The 17,190-nt window shown below is 71.0% G+C and carries 14 protein-coding genes; 6 read left to right on the forward strand and 8 right to left on the reverse strand.

The genetic code is table 11. The annotated features are described in order from the left end of the window. Positions 1–255: 255 nt before the first annotated feature. On the forward strand, positions 256–1,623 hold the full coding sequence (locus ACQP03_RS20070) for an extracellular catalytic domain type 1 short-chain-length polyhydroxyalkanoate depolymerase (protein WP_357125571.1): 1,368 nt from the start codon (positions 256–258) through the stop codon (positions 1,621–1,623). A 67-nt stretch (positions 1,624–1,690) separates the two neighbouring features. On the opposite strand, the gene ACQP03_RS20075 is transcribed toward ACQP03_RS20070, so the two are convergent. Together ACQP03_RS20075 and ACQP03_RS20080 are read right to left on the reverse strand one after the other, a co-directional pair. Continuing rightward, positions 1,691–2,305, reverse strand: coding sequence for a dihydrofolate reductase family protein (locus ACQP03_RS20075; RefSeq protein WP_357125568.1), 615 nt, complete (start codon positions 2,303–2,305; stop codon positions 1,691–1,693). 210 nt (positions 2,306–2,515) lie between these two features. Continuing rightward, complete coding sequence (locus ACQP03_RS20080) at positions 2,516–2,845, reverse strand: hypothetical protein (RefSeq protein ID WP_357125717.1); 330 nt, start codon at positions 2,843–2,845, stop codon at positions 2,516–2,518. 440 nt (positions 2,846–3,285) lie between these two features. Here ACQP03_RS20080 and ACQP03_RS20085 point away from each other — a divergent pair, with 440 nt between their 5' ends. Beyond that, complete coding sequence (locus ACQP03_RS20085; protein ID WP_357125565.1) at positions 3,286–4,089, forward strand: helix-turn-helix domain-containing protein; 804 nt, start codon at positions 3,286–3,288, stop codon at positions 4,087–4,089. Then, the gene (locus ACQP03_RS20090; RefSeq protein ID WP_357125562.1) at positions 4,080–4,277 is read left to right on the forward strand and encodes a DUF397 domain-containing protein; all 198 of its coding nucleotides are present in this window, start codon (positions 4,080–4,082) and stop codon (positions 4,275–4,277) included. Before ACQP03_RS20085 ends, ACQP03_RS20090 begins: the two co-directional genes overlap by 10 nt. 187 nt (positions 4,278–4,464) lie before the next feature. Here the strand turns inward: ACQP03_RS20090 and katG are convergent, their stop codons facing one another. Together katG and ACQP03_RS20100 are read right to left on the reverse strand one after the other, a co-directional pair. After that, entirely contained in the window at positions 4,465–6,741 is a 2,277-nt protein-coding gene (gene katG, locus ACQP03_RS20095; protein ID WP_357125559.1) for a catalase/peroxidase HPI, read from the reverse strand. Further along, positions 6,738–7,190, reverse strand: coding sequence for a Fur family transcriptional regulator (locus tag ACQP03_RS20100; protein ID WP_396833082.1), 453 nt, complete (start codon positions 7,188–7,190; stop codon positions 6,738–6,740). Before ACQP03_RS20100 ends, katG begins: the two co-directional genes overlap by 4 nt. Positions 7,191–7,643: 453 nt before the next feature. Between ACQP03_RS20100 and ACQP03_RS20105 the strand changes: the two genes are divergently transcribed. After that, a complete protein-coding gene (locus ACQP03_RS20105; RefSeq protein WP_357125553.1) occupies positions 7,644–8,690 on the forward strand; it encodes a glycoside hydrolase family 11 protein in 1,047 nt (348 codons plus the stop codon). Positions 8,691–8,757: 67 nt separating this feature from the next. Here ACQP03_RS20105 and ACQP03_RS20110 read toward each other — a convergent pair whose 3' ends face one another. From ACQP03_RS20110 to ACQP03_RS20120, 3 genes are read right to left on the reverse strand one after another with little or no spacing between them, the layout of a single operon-like run. Continuing rightward, positions 8,758–10,497: a multicopper oxidase family protein gene (locus ACQP03_RS20110; RefSeq protein ID WP_357394492.1), complete on the reverse strand. Its 1,740-nt coding sequence runs from the start codon at positions 10,495–10,497 to the stop codon at positions 8,758–8,760. Further along, a complete protein-coding gene (locus ACQP03_RS20115) occupies positions 10,494–10,946 on the reverse strand; it encodes a DUF6220 domain-containing protein (RefSeq protein ID WP_357169209.1) in 453 nt (150 codons plus the stop codon). The genes ACQP03_RS20110 and ACQP03_RS20115 overlap by 4 nt, the downstream gene beginning before the upstream one ends. 10 nt (positions 10,947–10,956) lie before the next feature. Continuing rightward, positions 10,957–11,946 carry a carboxymuconolactone decarboxylase family protein gene (locus tag ACQP03_RS20120; RefSeq protein ID WP_357169206.1) on the reverse strand — a complete coding sequence of 330 codons (990 nt, stop codon included), beginning with the start codon at positions 11,944–11,946 and terminating at the stop codon, positions 10,957–10,959. Positions 11,947–12,090: 144 nt separating this feature from the next. On the opposite strand from ACQP03_RS20120, the gene ACQP03_RS20125 reads away from it, so the two are divergent. After that, positions 12,091–13,218 carry a sensor histidine kinase gene (locus tag ACQP03_RS20125; RefSeq protein ID WP_357394489.1) on the forward strand — a complete coding sequence of 376 codons (1,128 nt, stop codon included), beginning with the start codon at positions 12,091–12,093 and terminating at the stop codon, positions 13,216–13,218. Between the two features lie 16 nt (positions 13,219–13,234). After that, positions 13,235–13,897 (forward strand): response regulator transcription factor, encoded by a 663-nt coding sequence (locus ACQP03_RS20130; protein WP_357125538.1) that lies wholly within the window; start codon positions 13,235–13,237, stop codon positions 13,895–13,897. A 36-nt stretch (positions 13,898–13,933) separates the two neighbouring features. Here ACQP03_RS20130 and ACQP03_RS20135 read toward each other — a convergent pair whose 3' ends face one another. After that, entirely contained in the window at positions 13,934–16,933 is a 3,000-nt protein-coding gene (locus ACQP03_RS20135) for a glycoside hydrolase family 95 protein (RefSeq protein WP_433457934.1), read from the reverse strand. Positions 16,934–17,190: the final 257 nt, after the last annotated feature.

Raw genomic sequence — 17,190 nt, forward strand, 5'->3', positions numbered from 1 at the left:
GGACGGTGCACCGACTGTAGACGCCGCCACCCGGGCGGCGGCGTCGGCACCAACGCCATTCGATCGAGGTGCATCGATTGACACTTCAGCGACCGCGAGGAACACTATCTGCTACGCGACGCCGTACGCAGCCGGGCACAGGGCGAGCACACGTAGTGGGCGAGGCGCGATCACCACGGGAGTCGGGCGCACCCGTGACCGCACAGCGCGCGACCCCACACCCACCCCGCACAGGTGATCGAAGGAGCCATCCCCGTGAAAATCCGAAGGAAACTGCTGCTCGGCCTGGTCACGTCACTGGTGGCGGCCGGCCTGGTGGCCCCCGCGCTCCAACCCGCGTACGCCGCCTCCCTCACCGAGGTGACCACGTTCGGCGACAACCCGGGCCGGATGCGCATGCACGTCTACGTGCCGGACACCCGCCCGACCAGGCCGGCGATCGTCGTGGCCATGCACGGCTGCGGCGGGTCGGGCCCCGGCTTCTACTCCGGGAGCGAGTTCGCCGCCCAGGCCGACCGGTACGGGTTCATCGTGATCTACCCGTCGGCGACCCAGCAGGCCGGCTTCGGCAACTGCTTCGACACCTGGTCGGACGCCGCCAAGCGCCGTGGCGGTGGCAGCGACCCCGTGTCGATCATCTCGATGATCCGCTACGCGCAGCAGCAGTACGGCGGCGACCCCGACCGGGTGTACGCCACCGGCAGCTCGTCCGGCGGCATGATGACCAACCACATGCTGGCCCTCTACCCTGACGTCTTCAAGGCCGGCGCGGCGTTCATGGGTGTCCCCTACAACTGCTTCGCCAACGCGGCCGACTACCCGCCGGGCAGCAGCCAGTGCACCGGCGGGAACATGAACCGGACCCCGCAGCAGTGGGGTGACGCGGTGCGCGGGGCGTACCCCGGCTACACCGGCCCCCGCCCACGGGTGCAGTTGTGGCACGGCACCAGCGACACGCTCGTTCCGTTCTCGCTGCTGCAGGAGACGATCGAGCAGTGGACCAACGTGTTCGGGCTCAGCCAGACACCCACCTCCACCGACACGCCGCAGACCAACTGGAACCGCCGCCGGTACGCCGACGCCAGCGGGACCGTCCAGGTCGAGGCGTACAGCATCCAGGGCGCGGGGCACAGCCTGCCGGCCGGTGGCATGGCCGCCGCCGCCGTCGCGTTCTTCGGCCTGACCGCCCCGCCGAACCCGACGACCCCGCCGCCCAACCCGACGACCCCGCCGCCCAACCCGACCACCCCGCCGCCCAACCCGACCACCCCGCCGCCGAACCCGACCACCCCGCCGCCGAGTTCGGGCGCGTGCCGGGTGGGCGTCGCGATCAACGCCTGGAACAACGGGCTGACCGAGAACATCACCATCACCAACACCGGAACCAGCGCCGTCAACGGCTGGTCGCTCGTCTTCACCCTGCCCGGCGGGCAGAGCATCACCTCGGGCTGGAACGCGACCTACTCGCCCACGTCCGGCCAGGTGACAGCCCGCAACGCCGCCTACAACGCCAGCATCCCGCCGAACGGATCGTTAACCATCGGCTTCCAGGCCACGCACACCGGCAACACCGCCCGGCCAGGTGCGTTCACCCTCAACGGCGCGACCTGCGCGATCGCCTGACCGACAGCGAGCCGTTCCGACCAGATCGAGCGGGCCCCGTCGCCCACGGCGGCGGGGCCGGCCCGATTCAGTTCCCGGACGGCACCTGGTCGACGACCTCGTCGTAGCCGACCGCGCCGGGCGCCGCCGTCGGCGCGTAGATCACGCGGAGCACGCCCGTCGGGAACACCTCGGTCGCGGTAACCCGCAGGTGGTACGGCGTGTCGCCGTCGTCGAAGAGCCGGCGCCCCTTGCGGGCCGCCACCGGGTGTACCAGCAGACGCAGCTCGTCGACCAGCCCGGCGGCGAGGAGCTGCTGGACGACCGAGATCGACCCGGGGATGAGGATGCCCTTGATCCCGGGGTCGGCCTTGAGCGCGGCGACGGCCTCGGGGAGATCGCCGGCGACGAGCTCCGAGTTGCGCCACGCGAAGTCCACCGGCTGGCGGGAGACGACGACCTTACGGACGTCACCGAGCTGCTTGGCGAACCCGGCGTCCTCGCCGCCGGCGGCCTCCCGGTCGGGCCAGGCCCCGGCGAAGCTGTCGTAGGTCACCCGGCCGATCAGCAGCACGTCGGACGTGTCGTAGTCCTCGGTGACGGCGCGACCCATGTTCTCGTCGAAGTACGGGAAGTGCCAGTCCGGGTCGATCTCGGCCACGCCGTCGGCCGAGATGAACAGCGTGGAGATGACCTTCGCCATCGCGGTGCTCCTTCACGTGAGGTGCTGTCGGGCTCATAGACGGGCACAGCATCGCAAACTCGTACGACGGTTACCGCCCTCTGCGGCCGGAAAACGCGGACGAGCCCCAGCCACCGGTCCCCGGGGCTCACCGGCCGTCAGGGCAAAGAAGGCGGCGCCGGGTCACATCCTCCACGGGGAATGGAGATCCCAGGGCGGGCGGTGCGGCTATCACGGAGCCTCGACGATGGGCTTACGGAACGGGCCCCAGCCGACGAACCGGTCGAACAGGGCGCGCGGGCTCGGCCCGTCGTGCGGGTTCAGGTGGTACAGGTCGCGCATCGCCTCGTACAGCAGCCCGGCCAGGTAGATCGACAGGCTCGGCATTGAGTTTTCGTACTCGGCCTTCAACATGAGCCGCGCCGTCGCGCACGGCCACGGCTGACCGTCGGCGCGGCACGCCCAGTGCGGCCGTAACGGCGTGTGCGGCGGGCCCTGGCGGTGCTGACGCGGACGGTCCGCGACCGGTCCCCGCTCAGGGACGGAAACCTGCGTAGATATCACTTCCGACCCCCGCTCGCCCGGAACTCCTGCGCCGGGGTCAGGTGACCTATTCGCCCGATCTCGTCCAAGCGGAACGCCTCGGTGTGCGACGTGACCCAGGCCGGAAGTCGCGGGGCAGGCCGCGGGGCAGGGCCACGCACAGACAATTTCGGAGCGGGTTCGCTGCGCCGGAACGTGAAGCGCACGGTGCCTCCTTCGCGCTTTCGTCGGAGGGGGCCGCCCCCGTGTTTACTCGCCGGACAGGGGCGGCCCCGGGTACGAACGCGTCCGCCGGGTTCGGGTCCTCCACCGGCCGCGCCGTCTGGTGACACTCTGTTCCGTGACCGCCTAGTGTCGGAAGGTGTTCGACCACGTTGGAGAGACCCCGACGGTCAACGATTGCCCTGGTGAGGGGACTTGGGGGGCGCGAGGGCTGGAGGTGGGGAGGAGTTGGGGACATGAGCATGACCGCAGCCGAAATCCTGCTTGACGAGTTGCGTCACGCCCGAATGGCACGGGGACTGAATCAAGACGACTTCGGCAGACTCATCAGCTACTCCGGCACCCATGTGAGCGCCGTTGAGACCGGCACTCGCCCGCCGACCAGTGACTACGCGACGGCAATCGACAGGGCGCTGACGACCGGTGGCATGTTCGCGAGGCTGGTAGAGCGGCTGGCGGCGCTCGACACGGCCCCGGTCTGGCTCCGCGAATGGATCAAGTTCGAGGAACAAGCTCGGGCGTTGCGTTGGTACGAACCGGCCTTCGTGCCGGGCCTGTTACAAACCGAGGCGTACGCACGGGCGACGCTTCAAGCGAGCGGATTGCTGACCACCGAGCAGATATCGCAGCGGGTACGGTCGCGAATGGAGCGGCAAGCAATCCTCACCCGCGACGATCCTCCCCACGTAATGATCGTGCTCGACGTCGCGGTGCTGCGCCGGACGGTGGACGACGACCGCACGCTGATGCGGGAACAGGTCGAGCACCTCGCGGCGGTCGCCGACCTTCCGCACGTCCACATTCATGTCGTGCCGGACGACGCAGGGCTCTACCCTGGCCTACAGGGCGGGTTCATCATCGCCACGATGCCGGATGGCTCTGTCGTCGGGCACACGGACTACCAGGTGCGGTCTCAGACCGTCAGCGGCACGGCCGAGATTGTTACGCTTCAAAAGACGTGGGAAGCGATCCTCCGCGACGCCCTCCCGCGCAGATCCTCCCGAGACGTGATCAAGGAAACGGCGAAGACATGGACATGACCCACGCCCGTTGGCGTAAGTCGACGAAGTCCGGGACGAACGGCGGCAACTGCGTGGAGGTCTCCGACAACCTGCCCGGCGTCGTTGGCGTCCGGGACTCGAAGGACCAGGCAGGTCCCGCACTGGTCTTCAGCCCGACGGCTTGGCGGGCGTTCGTCGACATGGCGAAGACTCACCCCGCGACCTGACCAGTACTACGCAGAGGCCACCGGTCCGCTGCGGGTTCTAGCGATCCCCGCAACTCCCTGAATTCTAGGGAGTTGCGGGGATCGTGGGTTTTGCGGACTTGGCGGTGGATTCGCCACGCGAGGCCCTGCGGCGCGGAACGCGGACGAGCCCCGGCCGATCGGCCGGGGCTCGTCGGGTCAAGCGGGATCAGGCGATGTCGAACCGGTCGAGCTCCATGACCTTCGTCCAGGCGGCCACGAAGTCACGCACGAACTTCTCGCGCGCGTCCTGGCTGGCGTAGACCTCGGCGAGGGCGCGCAGCTGGGAGTTCGAGCCGAAGATGAGGTCGACCGCGGTGGCGGTCCACTTCACCTCGTCGGTGGCCAGGTCGCGGATCTCGTACACGTGCTCGTCGGTCTCCGACGCCTTCCACCGGGTGCCCGGGGAGAGCAGGTTGGCGAAGAAGTCACCGGTGAGCACGCCCGGCCGGTCGGTGAGGACGCCGTGCGACGCGCCTCCGACGTTGTTCCCGAGGGCGCGCAGGCCGCCGACGAGGACGGTCATCTCCGGCGCGCTCAGGTTCAGCATGTAGGCGCGGTCGATGAGCAGCACCTCCGGCTGGGTCTTCTCGCCGGCGCGCAGGTAGTTACGGAAACCGTCCGCGCGCGGCTCGAGGACCCGGAAGGAGTCGACGTCGGTCTGCTCCTGGGTGGCGTCGGTGCGGCCCGGCCGGAACGGCACGGTCACCTCGACGCCCCCGTCGCGCGCCGCCTTCTCGACGGCGGCCGAACCGGCCAGCACGATCAGGTCGGCGAGCGAGATCTTCGCCCCACCGGCGGCGTTGAACTCCTGCTGGATGCCCTCCAGCGCGCTCAGCACCGTCGCGAGCTGCTCGGGTTGGTTGACCTCCCAGTTGCGCTGCGGCTCCAGGCGGATGCGCGCGCCGTTGGCGCCACCGCGCTTGTCGGTGTTGCGGAAGCTCGCGGCGGAGGCCCAGGCGGTGGAGACGAGCTGCTCGACCGTGAGGCCCGAGTCGAGGACCTTCGCCTTGAGAGCGGCGATGTCGGCGTCACCCACCAGCGCGTGGTCGACGGCCGGCACCGGGTCCTGCCACAGCTGCGGCTCGGCGACCCACGGCCCGAGGAAGCGCTCGATCGGACCCATGTCGCGGTGCAGCAGCTTGTACCAGGCCTTGGCGAAGGCCAGCGCGAACTGGTCGGGGTTCTCCAGGAAACGGCGCGAGATCTTCTCGTACGCCGGGTCGACGCGCAGCGACAGGTCGGTCGTGAGCATCGTCGGCCGGTACTTCTTCGACGGGTCGAACGGGTCCGGGATGATCTCCTCGGCGTCCTTCGCGACCCACTGCTTCGCGCCACCCGGGCTGGTGGTCAGCTCCCACTCGTAGCCGAACAGGATCTCGAAGAAGCGGTTGCTCCACTGCGTCGGCACGTCGGTCCAGGTCACCTCGAGACCGCTGGTGATCGTGTCGCTGCCCTTGCCGCTGCCGTGGGTGCTCAGCCAGCCGAGGCCCTGCGCCTCGATCGGGGCGCCCTCGGGCTCCGGGCCCACGTGGTTGTCCGCGACACCGGCGCCGTGGGTCTTGCCGAAGGTGTGGCCACCGGCGATGAGGGCGACGGTCTCCTCGTCGTTCATCGCCATCCGGCCGAAGGTCTCCCGGATGAAGTGCGCCGCAGCGGCCGGGTCCGCGTTGCCGCGGGGGCCCTCCGGGTTGACGTAGATGAGGCCCATCTCGGTCGAGCCGACGCCGGCCGCCATCTCCTTCTCGGAGGCGTAGCGCTCGTCGCCGAGCCAGGTGTCCTCCGGGCCCCAGAAGATCTCCTCGGGCTCCCACACGTCCTCACGACCGAAGCCGAAGCCGAAGGTCTTGAACCCCATCGACTCCAGGGCCACGTTACCGGCGAGCACCAGCAGGTCCGCCCAGGAGATCTGCTGGCCGTACTTCTGCTTGACCGGCCACAGCAGGCGGCGGGCCTTGTCCAGGTTGGCGTTGTCCGGCCAGCTGTTGAGCGGGGCGAACCGCTGACCACCGTCACCGGCGCCGCCACGGCCGTCCTCGATGCGGTAGGTGCCCGCGGCGTGCCAGCTCATGCGGATCATCAGGCCGCCGTAGTGGCCGAAGTCGGCCGGCCACCAGTCCTGCGAGGTGGTGAGGACCTCGGTGATGTCCCGCTTGAGGGCCTCGACGTCGAGCTTGGCGAACTCCTTGGCGTAGCTGAAGTCCGGCCCGAGCGGGTTGCCCTTGTGCGAGTGGGCGTGCAGCACCGAGAGGTCGAGCTGGTTCGGCCACCAGTCCCGGTTGGTGCGCGGACGACCACCGGTCTTCGGGGTCGGCGAGTCGATCGCCGGGTTCTCGCTCTCGCTGCCCTGGGCGGTCACCGAGTCGTGCGCGACCGGGCAACCGGCCGCAGCCTTCTGGTCCACGCCCTGCGCGCTGGTGGGGACGTTGTCCTGGGTGTCGCTCATGTACTTCCTTCCGAACTGGCGGATCGCTGGGAGATGCGGTCGGCCGCGCAACCGGGGCAGGTGCCCCAGTAGACGACCTCCGCCTCGTCGACCACGAAGCCGTGGTCGTTCGAGGCGGTGAGACAGGGTGCGTGGCCGACGGCGCACTCGACGTCGGCGATGGCGCCGCAGGAGCGGCACACGACGTGGTGGTGGTTGTCCCCCACCCGTGACTCGTAGCGGGCGGTCGCGCGGGCCGGCTGGATGCGCCGCACCAGACCCGCGTCGGTGAGCGCGCGCAGCACGTCGTACACCGCCTGGTGGGAGATGGTGGGGTGGTCCGCCCGGACCAGCGCGATCACCGTGTCGGTGTCGACGTGGGGGTGATCCCGCAGCACCGCGAGCACGGCCAGCCGGGGTCGCGTCACTCGTAACGAGACCCCTCTCAGCTGCGCTTCGAGGTCGGACATCACGCGCTGCACACTAGCTCACTTTTTTGGAACGAATCAAGTTTTCCCCGATCGCGCGCCTCGGCGTGCCGCCCGAGGGTCCGGAAAGTCTCCGGAAGTTCCGGCCGCTATTCGTCGGATGTTGTCCGGCGAACGATCGGTCACCACCCTCGCCGTCGCCACCCCGGATCGATTACTGACCTCGGAAGATGCGCACCCTTTCGAGCATGGCGACGCGCTGGTCGCCGCCGCAGACCTTCCGGAAAATGTTGACAAGTGGACGACCGGCTCAATACCGTCCCCATCGACGACACTCAATTGCCGTCACCACCCGCGCCGCGACTGCCGCCTCCGGTCGTCGTGCGGGACAACCGGTCTACCACCACCACGCGGTACGACTCCGTGGCCGACAGTCCGCCGGGTCGCACCGCACCGCTGGCCCCGTGCCAGCCGTGACGAGGAGGAAACACCTACATGATCGACACCGACCACACTCCCACCGCAGCACCGCGGCGCGGCCGGATACGGCTGCTCCTCGGCGCCGCCTGTGCGGTCGTCCTGGCCGTCACGGGCACGGTCGCGGTCACGGCCACCAGCGCGTACGCCGAGGCCGACCGGACGCTCACCTCGAGCCTGACCGGCACGCACAACGGCTACTACTTCTCCTTCTGGAAGGACGGCGGCAACGCCAGCATGACGCTGCGCGAGAACGGCCGGTACTCCAGCAGTTGGGACCGGAGCACCAACAACTGGGTCGGCGGCAAGGGCTGGGCCACCGGCTCGCGGCGGACGGTCAGCTACTCGGCCAACTACAACCCGGGGAACAACAACACCTACCTCGCCCTGTACGGGTGGACGCGCAACCCGCTCATCGAGTACTACGTGGTGGAGAACTTCGGCAGCTACAACCCGAGCAACGGCGCCCAGCGGCTGGGCACGGTCACCACCGACGGCGGCACCTACGACATCCTGCGCAGCCAGCGGGTCAACGCCCCGTCGATCGACGGCAACCAGACGTTCTACCAGTACTGGAGCGTCCGTCAGAACAAGCGCTCGAGTGGCACCATCACCACGGCCAACCACTTCGACGCCTGGGCCCGCGCCGGCCTGAACCTCGGCACCAACCACGCGTACCAGATCATGGCGACCGAGGGCTACCAGAGCGCCGGCAGCTCCGACGTCACCGTGTCCGAGGGCAGCGGCGGCAACCCGACCTCGGGGCCGACCTCCGGGCCCACCACCGGCAACCCGGGTGGCGGCAACTGCAACGCGACGCTCTCCGCCGGCCAGCAGTGGGGTGACCGGTTCAACCTGAACGTCGCGGTCAGCGGCACCAACAACTGGATCGTCAGCCTCAACCTCAACGGCGGTCAGTCCATCCAGAACAGTTGGAACGCGTCCGTCAGCGGCACCAGCGGGACGGTGACCGCCCGACCGAACGGCAACGGCAACAACTTCGGGATCACGATCATGGCCAACGGCAACTGGACCTGGCCGACGATCAGCTGTCGCACGAGCTGACCCGCACCACCGCACCACGTACCGGCCCCCGCCGCCACGCGACGGGGGCCGGGCCCTGCCCGGGTCCTCACGAGTACACGAGGTGCAGCATCATCCCGGCGTCGGCGTGCCCCAGGTTGTGGCAGTGGTTGGCCCACATCCCCGGGTTGTCGGCCCGGAACGCCACCTCCCACACCTCACCGGGCCGGACGTCGAACGAGTCCAACCAGAGTGGGCTTCCGGTCGCCGGCCGCCGGTCGCGGGACAGCACGAGCACGTGATGGCCGTGCAGATGCCACGGGTGCACGGTCTGCGACCGGTTGACGATCGTGAACCGGACGACGTCGCCGGGGTGGACGACCTGCGGCGGGATGTCCGGATCGGCCGCGCCGTTGACGGTGTGGGCGTAGCGCGGAAGCAGTCCACGCAGGTCGAGACCGCGATCGAGGACGAGCGTGAACGTCCGGTCGAACCGGGACCAGGGCGTCGGGACCGGCCGGCCGTAGCTGAGCGGGTCCAGTACGGGCCACCTGTCGGTCGCCGTCGACTGCGCGCCGGTCGAGTAGACCCGACGTCCGTCGACGTACAGCGCCACCGGTGTGGCCGGGGCGCTGAACACCAGGTCGTAGCGACCTCCGGCCGGGATCAGCACGGCGGTGTCCCGCAGCGGCGTCGGCCCGCCCAGGTCGTAGCCGTCGATCGCGGCGACCCGGAAGTCGGTTCCGGCCAGCGCGTAGCGGTGCGTGGTGCTGTCCGTGTTGATCAACCGCAGCCGGACCGGAACGCCGGCTTCGACCTGCTCCACCCGCGCGTCCGGTAGCGGACGCCCCCCGAGGGTGTGCACCGGCACCGTCACGTCGAGGCCGCTCGTCGGCCCGGGACGCACCACGAGGACGCCGTAGAGGCCCATCCGCACACCGACGTCGGACACCGAGTGGGTGTGGTACCAGTACGTGCCGGCCTGGTCGGCCCGGAACCGGTAGACGAACTCCTGGCCCGGCAGCACCGCCGGCTGCGTCACCCCGGGGACCCCGTCCTGGCTGTTCGGCACGTCATACCCGTGCCAGTGCAGGGTGACACCCCGGCCGATGTCCCGGTTGCGCAGCGTCACCTGCACGACGTCGCCGACGGTGGCGGTCAGCTCCGGCCCGGGTACCTGCCCGTCGAACGCCCACGCCGCGACGTCGTGGCCACCGACGCGCACCGTGGCGGTACCGGCCGTCAGGGTGAACCGCCGGGTGGGCTCGTCGGAGATCCGGGCCTGCGGGTACCGGTGATCATGCGGTGCGGCGGGCGCCGGGCCCGGGGTGACGGCCAACCCGGTGCCGGCCAGCAGCGCCGCCACCGCCACCGCCACCGCCGCCCGGGACACCGCCCGGGACGGGCGCGCGTCGAGCAGACGCCACGAGAGGGCGGTCGCCGCGACGACCCCGGCGACCGCGAGCAGCCCCACCGACGCCGACACCGGGTAGCCGTGCAGGACCGTGACGAGCAGGGCGGCGCTCAGGGCGTACCCCGCGAAGAGGAGCGGCAGCGCGACGGACCGGATGTCGCCCGCGGCCCGCAGCAGCCGCGGCCCGGCGACGACGACCGCCGCGAGCGACAGCGGCGCGGCGACGACGACCTTCTCCGCGGCGAACCACCAGCCGACGCGCGCGAGCGCGAGCACGGTCGTCGCGCGGGCGAGCGTGGCGAGCAGCGCGACGGTGGCCAGCGCGAGCGCCAGCGGCCGCCGCCGGGCGGCCGCCGCGACCCCGCCACCCAGCCAGCCGGCGGCGGCCAGGACCGCCAGCAGGAGGTCCGCCGCGAGCAGCGAGGCGGTGGTCATGCCGGCTCCCCCTGGGGTACGACCACCGGCGCGTCGCCCGATGGCGTCTCGGCGGCCAGCCGGCGCGCTCCCCGGATGACGCCGACCACGACGTGTACCGCGACGATGCCGTTGACCGCGTGCAGCCCGCCGATGACCAGGCCGAACGGCGTGCTGACGCCGACGGCGTCGGTGCCGGCGTTGGCGAGCATGGCGAGCAGCGCCTGCACGACGACCAGGCCCAGCGGCAGGACCGCCAGCCCGACGAGCCGACCGGGCGCCCTGGCCAGCGCCGCGAACAGGACGGTGAGCAGGGTGAGGACGGGGATGACCGCCATGCCGTTCACGCTGTGCAGGGCGTACGCGCCGTCCTCGGCGGGCTTGGTGAACGCGCCGACGGCGGCGAAGACGAACTGGAGGGCGAACGCGGTGAGGAGCACGCCGCTGCTGATGACGAAGGCCTTTCGCATGCTGGGCTCCTTAGAGCTGCGCCGAGGTCAACGCCTGGGCGACGTGGTCGGTGGCGGTGATCGCGCCGTACGCGACGATCCGGACGAGGTCGGCGTCGGCGGGGTGCGACAGCCGCCAGAGGGCGACGTCGCCCGGGCTGACCGCGCTGGGCGAGAACGCCGCCAGCAACGCGATCCGCGTTCCGACCCGGTCCCGGCCGGGCACGTCCCGGACCAGGTCGACGGCCCAGTCCGCGGGCCGGGTCGGGAACCGCCCGTCCTCCCAGCGCACGGTGGCCGTCACGGTCTGGCGGGCGACGTCACCCAGCAGCTCGCCGCCCCGGGTGGCGGCGTCCCGCAACGACGCGTACGCGACCCCGACCGGGCTGTCCCCCGCCCAGGCCGGCGGCGGGGTCGTACCGGTGGGCAGCAGCCCGAGGCTGCGTCCGGGCGCCTTCGGTTCCCGAGCGGATCTGGCGTACAGCCGGCCACCGACCGACCGCACCAGCGGGGCGCGTTGCAGGCCGCCGGGGAGCAGGTCGGGGTCGAGCAGCGCCGAGACGACCCGGTTGACGAAATGGAACGCGAGCAGGGTGCCGGTGACCTCGGGGCCGTACGGGCTGGTCCAGTCGCCGGTGCGGGGGCTGCGACTGGCCCGGGCCCAGCGGTCGAGTTCGGCGTGCCTCGGGTCGGCGGGTGTCTCGCCCCGGGCGACGACCTCGGCCAACCCGTGCTCGCCCAGGGCGTGCAGCAGCAGCACGTGGGCGTCGAGGCAGAACTGACAGCCGTTGGCCCGGGACACCACCGCCGCGACGAGTTCGCGGTCGACCCGGGACGTGTCGCCGGCGAGCAGGGCCTCGCGCATCAGCGACCAGGTCGCGGCCAGCACCTCGGGCACGGCCGAGAGCGCCTGAAAGGTGGGCAGCGGTCCGAGGAAGTCCTCGCGTAGCTGCTGGTAGACCTCCGCGGTGCGGCCGGTGGCCGCCCTCGTGGGTACGGGGGTGAAGAAGCGGTATGTCATGCGGTCGATGCTCGTGGCGACGGCCGCCAAAGACGTCGTGCCGGCGCAGACACTTCGCGCCGCCGGGATACCACGACCGTGGTACGCCGGATCTACCGCGCGCGCGGGATGCTCCACCAACGACGGCCGTTCTACAGTGCGACCATGCGCCGCGACCTGCCGTACGTCCTCAGCGGCCTCGCCCTCGGCGGTCTCCTGCTCGGCAACGCCGCGCTCGCACCGGACGCCGCGACGGTCGGGGCGCTCGACGTCGCTCTGGTCCTCGTCATGGCCGCGGCGCTCGGGGTGTGCCGGCGGCATCCGGTGCTCGCGCTGGGCGTGGTGACCGTCGCCATGCTGGCCCTGCACGTCCGGGTGCACTCGGGGGTGTCGGCCGCCTTCCCCGTCCTCGGCGTGGTCTACGTGACCGCCTGGCGGGGGCACCGGGCGGCGGCCGCCGTGGCCAGCGTCGTCTTCCTCGGTGGCTTTCTGGCCCGCGACGTCTCGGTGGCCCCGGTCGACCGTCCCAACCAGTTGATCGCCGAGCGGACGGCCCTGCTGCTGGGATGGTTCGTGGCGGCGAACGTGGCCGGGCTGGTCGGCCGGCAACGCCGCGCCTACCTGGAGCAGGTCGAGCAGCGGGCCGTCGAGGCCGAACGCACCCGCGAGGAGATGGCGTTGCGGCGGGCCGGCGAAGAGCGGCTGCGCATCGCCCGCGACCTGCACGACTCCCTGACGCACAGCATCTCGGTGATCAAGGTGCAGGCCGGGATCGCCGTGCACCTGGCCCGCAAGCAGGGCGACGAGCCCTCGGCCACGCTACTGGCGATCCAGGAGGCCAGCGCCGCCGCGATGCGCGAACTGCGCACCACCCTCGACGTCCTGCGCGCGCCCGACGACGACCGTGTCGGGCTGGCCCGCGTCGACGAACTCGCCGAACGGACCCGTGCGGTCGGCGTGCCGGTCCAGGTGACCGTCACCGGCCGGCCACGGCGTCTGCCGGACGAGGTCGACCAGGCCGGTTACCGGGTCGTCCAGGAGGCCCTGACCAACGTGGCCCGTCACGCCGGTGCCGCGACCGCACGCGTGCACGTCGAGTACGCGCCGGCCGGACTGACCGTCGCGGTGAGCGACGACGGGCAGGCGTCGCCGGCCCGTCCCCCGACGCCGGGGGTGGGACTGCGCGGGATGCGTGAGCGGGTCACCGGACTGGGCGGCACCCTGCTGGCCGCCGCCAACGACGACCAGGGGTTCACGGTGCGGGCCACGTTCCCGCTGGACGAGCCGGCATGACCGGACGGTCGCACCGATGATCCGGGTTCTGCTCGCCGACGACCAGGCGCTGATGCGGGCCGGCTTCCGGGCCCTGCTGGCCGCCGAGGACGACCTGGAGGTCGTGGGCGAGGCCACCGACGGCGCCTCGGCCGTGCAGCTCGCCCGACGTCTCCGCCCGGACGTCGTGTTGATGGACGTGCAGATGCCCGGCCTCGACGGGATCGAGGCGACCCGGCGCATCGCCGCCGATCCGGACCTCGCCGCCACCCGCGTGCTCATCCTCACCAACTACGGGCTCGACTCGTACGTCTTCGCCGCCCTGCGCGCGGGCGCGAGCGGTTTCCTCCTCAAGGACGCCGACCCCGCCGACCTGTTGCAGGCCGTCGCCGTCGTGGCCGGTGGCGACGCGCTGCTCGCGCCGGCCGTGACCCGCACGCTGATCAGCGAGTTCGCGGCCGGGCCACCGCCGGCCGTGCCGACGGCCGGTCGGGATGTGCTGACCGCCCGGGAGCAGGAGATCGTCGAGCTGGTGGCGCGAGGGCTGACCAACGACGAGATCGCCCAGCGCATGGTGATCAGCCCGTTGACCGCCAAGACGCACGTGAACCGGGCCATGACGAAGCTGCACTGCCGGGACCGCGCCCAGCTGGTCGTGTGGGCGTACGAGTCGGGACTTGTCACGCCGCGCCGCCGGTGACCGTGCCGTCACCGGCGGCGCGACGCGAGCTGAGTGTCAGGACCCGATCGCGATGGCGAAGACGTGCATCGTCGGCACGTTCGCCGCCGCCCGTGCGCTGATGTTGGGCAGCACGACCTGGGTCACCGCCTTGTTCTGCAGCGCGACGCCCACGTAGTAGACGCACGCCGCCGTGGCCTGTCGGCCGTTGTTGGGCCGGTTCTGGTACGCGGATACGATGGCGGCGGTCGCGCCGGACGCCGGGCCGCCGTACCAGTCGGGCGTGCTCAGGGTGAACGTCTGGCGGGTCCCGTCCGCGTACACCACCGTGCCGGTCCCCGAGACCGCGCCGTAGGTGCCGGTAATCAGGAAGCCGAGCGTGCTGCCGGTGCCGCTGATACCGAGGGTCTGACCCGAGGCGATGGCGTTGTCGGCCGTGCCGGGACTGACGTTGGGCCAGCGGAAGTTCACCCCGTTGCGGCTCACCGTGCCGCCCGGGCTCGCGCCGGCCTGCGCCAGGGCCTGCGCCGACAGGGTGGCCCCGTTGCCGTCGAAGTTGCCGACGTTGGTGTTGCTGTCGTTGGTGATGCCGGCGTTGGTGAAGCTCTGCTCCAACGTCGGCGTGGTGGCGCCCGTGCTGGTGACCCGGTAGGTGCGCCCGGCCTGCACGGTGACCTCGACCAGGTCGGACTCGACCCGGGTGACCCGGGGCGACGTGCCGTCGGCGGTGTCGACGACGCTGACGGTGCCGGTCAGGAACCGCGACCGCAGGCGGACGGTGCCGGCGCGGTCGGGTCGCACCAGCACCTCGGTGGCGGCGCCGCTGGCCCAGGTGATGCTGACCGTGTGCCCACCGCGACCCCGCAGGCCGGTCACCCGGCCGCTGGGCCAGGCCGGCGGCAGCGCGGGCAGGATGTGCAGCTCACCGATGTGGCTCTGGAGCAGCATCTCGGCGATGCCGGCGGTGGCGCCGAAGTTGCCGTCGATCTGGAAGGGCGGGTGCAGGTCGAACATGTTCGGGGCGAGCCGGGCGGTGGTGGCGAGGTAGCGGATCAGGTCGTGAGCCCGCTTGCCCTCCTCCATCCGAGCCCAGAAGTTGATTTTCCAGGCCAGCGACCAGCCGGTGCCGTCGTCGCCGCGCAGCGCCAGGGTCCGCCGGGCGGCCTCGAACAACTGAGGGGTGCCGCGCTTGGTGATCTGGTTGCTGGGGGCCAGCCCGTACAGGTGCGAGATGTGCCGGTGGTTGGGCTCGGTCTCCACCCAGTCGTAGAGCCACTCCATGATGTTGCCGCGCGAGCCGACCTTCATCGGTGGAAGGCGGTCCCGGGTGGCGCGTACCTGCGCCCGGAAGGTGCTGTCCACGTCGAGGATCTCGCTCGCGCGGGCGACGCCGTCGAAGAGGTCCCGCAGGATCTGGTTGTCCATCGTGGGACCGGCGCAGACGCTGGCGTTCGAGTGGTGGCTGAGTTCCGGTGAGTTCGACGGGTTGGTCACCAGGTAACCGAGGGTCGGCTCGGTCACCAGGGTGTTGAGGAAGAACTGCGCCGCGCCCTTCATGGCCGGGTAGTTCGTCCGCAGGAACTCGATGTCGCCGTTGAACTGGTAGTGGTCCCAGATCAACGTGGACAGCCAGGCGCCGCCGGTCTGCCACATGCCCCAGAACGCGCCGTCCACGACCGCGGTGGCCCGCCACGCGTCGGTGTTGTGGTGGGTAACCCAGCCACTCGCGGAGCCGTACTGCACCTGGGCGGTGCGCGCGCCGGTGACGGCGAGTTCCCGGACCATGTCGAAGACCGGGTTGTGGCACTCGGCCAGGTTGGTCGTGTTGGCCGGCCAGTAGTTCATCGGCAGGTTGGCGTTGATCGTGTACTTCGAGTCCCAGGAGGGGGTCAGCGAGTCGTTCCAGATGCCCTGCAGGTTCGCCGGTTGGGTGCCGGGCCGCGACGACGAGATCAGCAGGTACCGCCCGAACTGGAACAGCAGCGCGGAGAACTGCGGGTCGTTGACGCTGTTGTGCTGGGCGATGCGTACGTCGGTCGTCTGGTCGGCGGCGGAGGTGCGGCCCAGGTCGAGGGTCACCCGTCCGAACAGCGCCTGGTAGTCGGCGACGTGCCGGGTGCGCAACTGGTCGTAGCTGTAGGCGCGCGCCGCGCTGAGGCGCTGCCGGGCGATGCCCCCGTAGTCGCCACCGACGTTGCGGTAGTTGACGTAGCTGGAGCCGATCGAGATCAGCAGGACGACGCTGGTGGCGTTGGTGACCCGCAGGGTGCCGCCCGAGCTGGACACGCTGCCGCCGGTGACGGTGGCGTTGGCCAGGGCGAGGAAGCGGACCTGCCCGGTGACGCCCTCCTGGTTGCCGGACACGCCGTCGAGGCCGATCGTCGTGCCGTCCGGGCTGGACACCGTCGTCCGCTGCGGGCTGTCGAAGGTGGCGGTGAAGCTGATCGAGGTGGCGCGGTCGGCGGTCAGCCGCATCGCGATGACCTGGTCCGGCGCGCTGGCGAAGACCTCACGCTGGTAGCGGATGCCGTTCAGGACGTACGAGGTCGTGGCCGTCGCGGTGGTGAGGTCGAGCGTGCGGTTGTGCTGGGACGCTCCGCTGGCCGACCCGAAGGCGAGCCGGAGGTTGCCGACGGTCTGGTACGCCAACTGCCCGCCGGGGTTGCCCATCATGGTCTGGTTGATCAGGTCCTGGGCCTGGGTCCACTGGTTGGCGTTGACCAGCCGCCGGATCTCCGGCAGGGCCGCCGCGCCCCGGGTGTTGCTGGGGTCGTGCGGGCCGCCGGCCCAGACGGTGTCCTCGTTGAGCTGAAGTCGCTCGGTGTCGACGTTGCCGAACACCATGGCGCCGAGCCGGCCGTTGCCGATCGGTAGGGCCCGCAGCCAGTCCGTGCCGGCGCCCTCGTCGTACCAGAGGGCGAGGTCGTTGGCCGCGAGCACCTGCGGCGGCGCGACGGAGTCGGCGTTGGCGGTCGCCGTCCACGGCAGCGGCAGCAGGGCGCCACCCGCGCCGGCCGCACCGATCTTGAGGGCCTGCCGCCGGGTCAGGTCTGACATCGATCCTCCAAACGGTGACCGATGCGGCCACCCAAGCGCGACAACGACGACCCCCGATGGTGGATCCGCGCGGTGACACCGACCATGCTGCGCAGGTCGTAGGCAGACCCGGTGGACGACCAAACGTCCGATGTGTTTCGGGAAGATTACTCCGGTGTCACGCAATAGGCAACGGTCGATTGCTTGCGCGATCATCGCTGCCGCCCTGCGCACCGACCATGATCGACGCCAGTGCGGCCATGTGAGGGCATCCCGCC

It is taken from the genome of Micromonospora sp. CA-248212, assembly GCF_050948405.1.
GTDB lineage: Bacteria > Actinomycetota > Actinomycetes > Mycobacteriales > Micromonosporaceae > Micromonospora.

Bases quoted from the DNA above. Each gene is read 5' to 3' on its own strand.
- ACQP03_RS20075 (WP_357125568.1), bottom strand. From the start codon at position 2,305: ATGGCGAAGGTCATCTCCACGCTGTTCATCTCGGCCGACGGCGTGGCC.
- ACQP03_RS20085 (WP_357125565.1), top strand. From the start codon at position 3,286: ATGAGCATGACCGCAGCCGAAATCCTGCTTGACGAGTTGCGTCACGCC.
- ACQP03_RS20090 (WP_357125562.1), top strand. From the start codon at position 4,080: ATGGACATGACCCACGCCCGTTGGCGTAAGTCGACGAAGTCCGGGACG.
- katG (WP_357125559.1), bottom strand. From the start codon at position 6,741: ATGAGCGACACCCAGGACAACGTCCCCACCAGCGCGCAGGGCGTGGAC.
- ACQP03_RS20100 (WP_396833082.1), bottom strand. From the start codon at position 7,190: ATGTCCGACCTCGAAGCGCAGCTGAGAGGGGTCTCGTTACGAGTGACG.
- ACQP03_RS20105 (WP_357125553.1), top strand. From the start codon at position 7,644: ATGATCGACACCGACCACACTCCCACCGCAGCACCGCGGCGCGGCCGG.
- ACQP03_RS20110 (WP_357394492.1), bottom strand. From the start codon at position 10,497: ATGACCACCGCCTCGCTGCTCGCGGCGGACCTCCTGCTGGCGGTCCTG.
- ACQP03_RS20115 (WP_357169209.1), bottom strand. From the start codon at position 10,946: ATGCGAAAGGCCTTCGTCATCAGCAGCGGCGTGCTCCTCACCGCGTTC.
- ACQP03_RS20120 (WP_357169206.1), bottom strand. From the start codon at position 11,946: ATGACATACCGCTTCTTCACCCCCGTACCCACGAGGGCGGCCACCGGC.
- ACQP03_RS20125 (WP_357394489.1), top strand. From the start codon at position 12,091: ATGCGCCGCGACCTGCCGTACGTCCTCAGCGGCCTCGCCCTCGGCGGT.
- ACQP03_RS20130 (WP_357125538.1), top strand. From the start codon at position 13,235: ATGATCCGGGTTCTGCTCGCCGACGACCAGGCGCTGATGCGGGCCGGC.
- ACQP03_RS20135 (WP_433457934.1), bottom strand. From the start codon at position 16,933: ATGTCAGACCTGACCCGGCGGCAGGCCCTCAAGATCGGTGCGGCCGGC.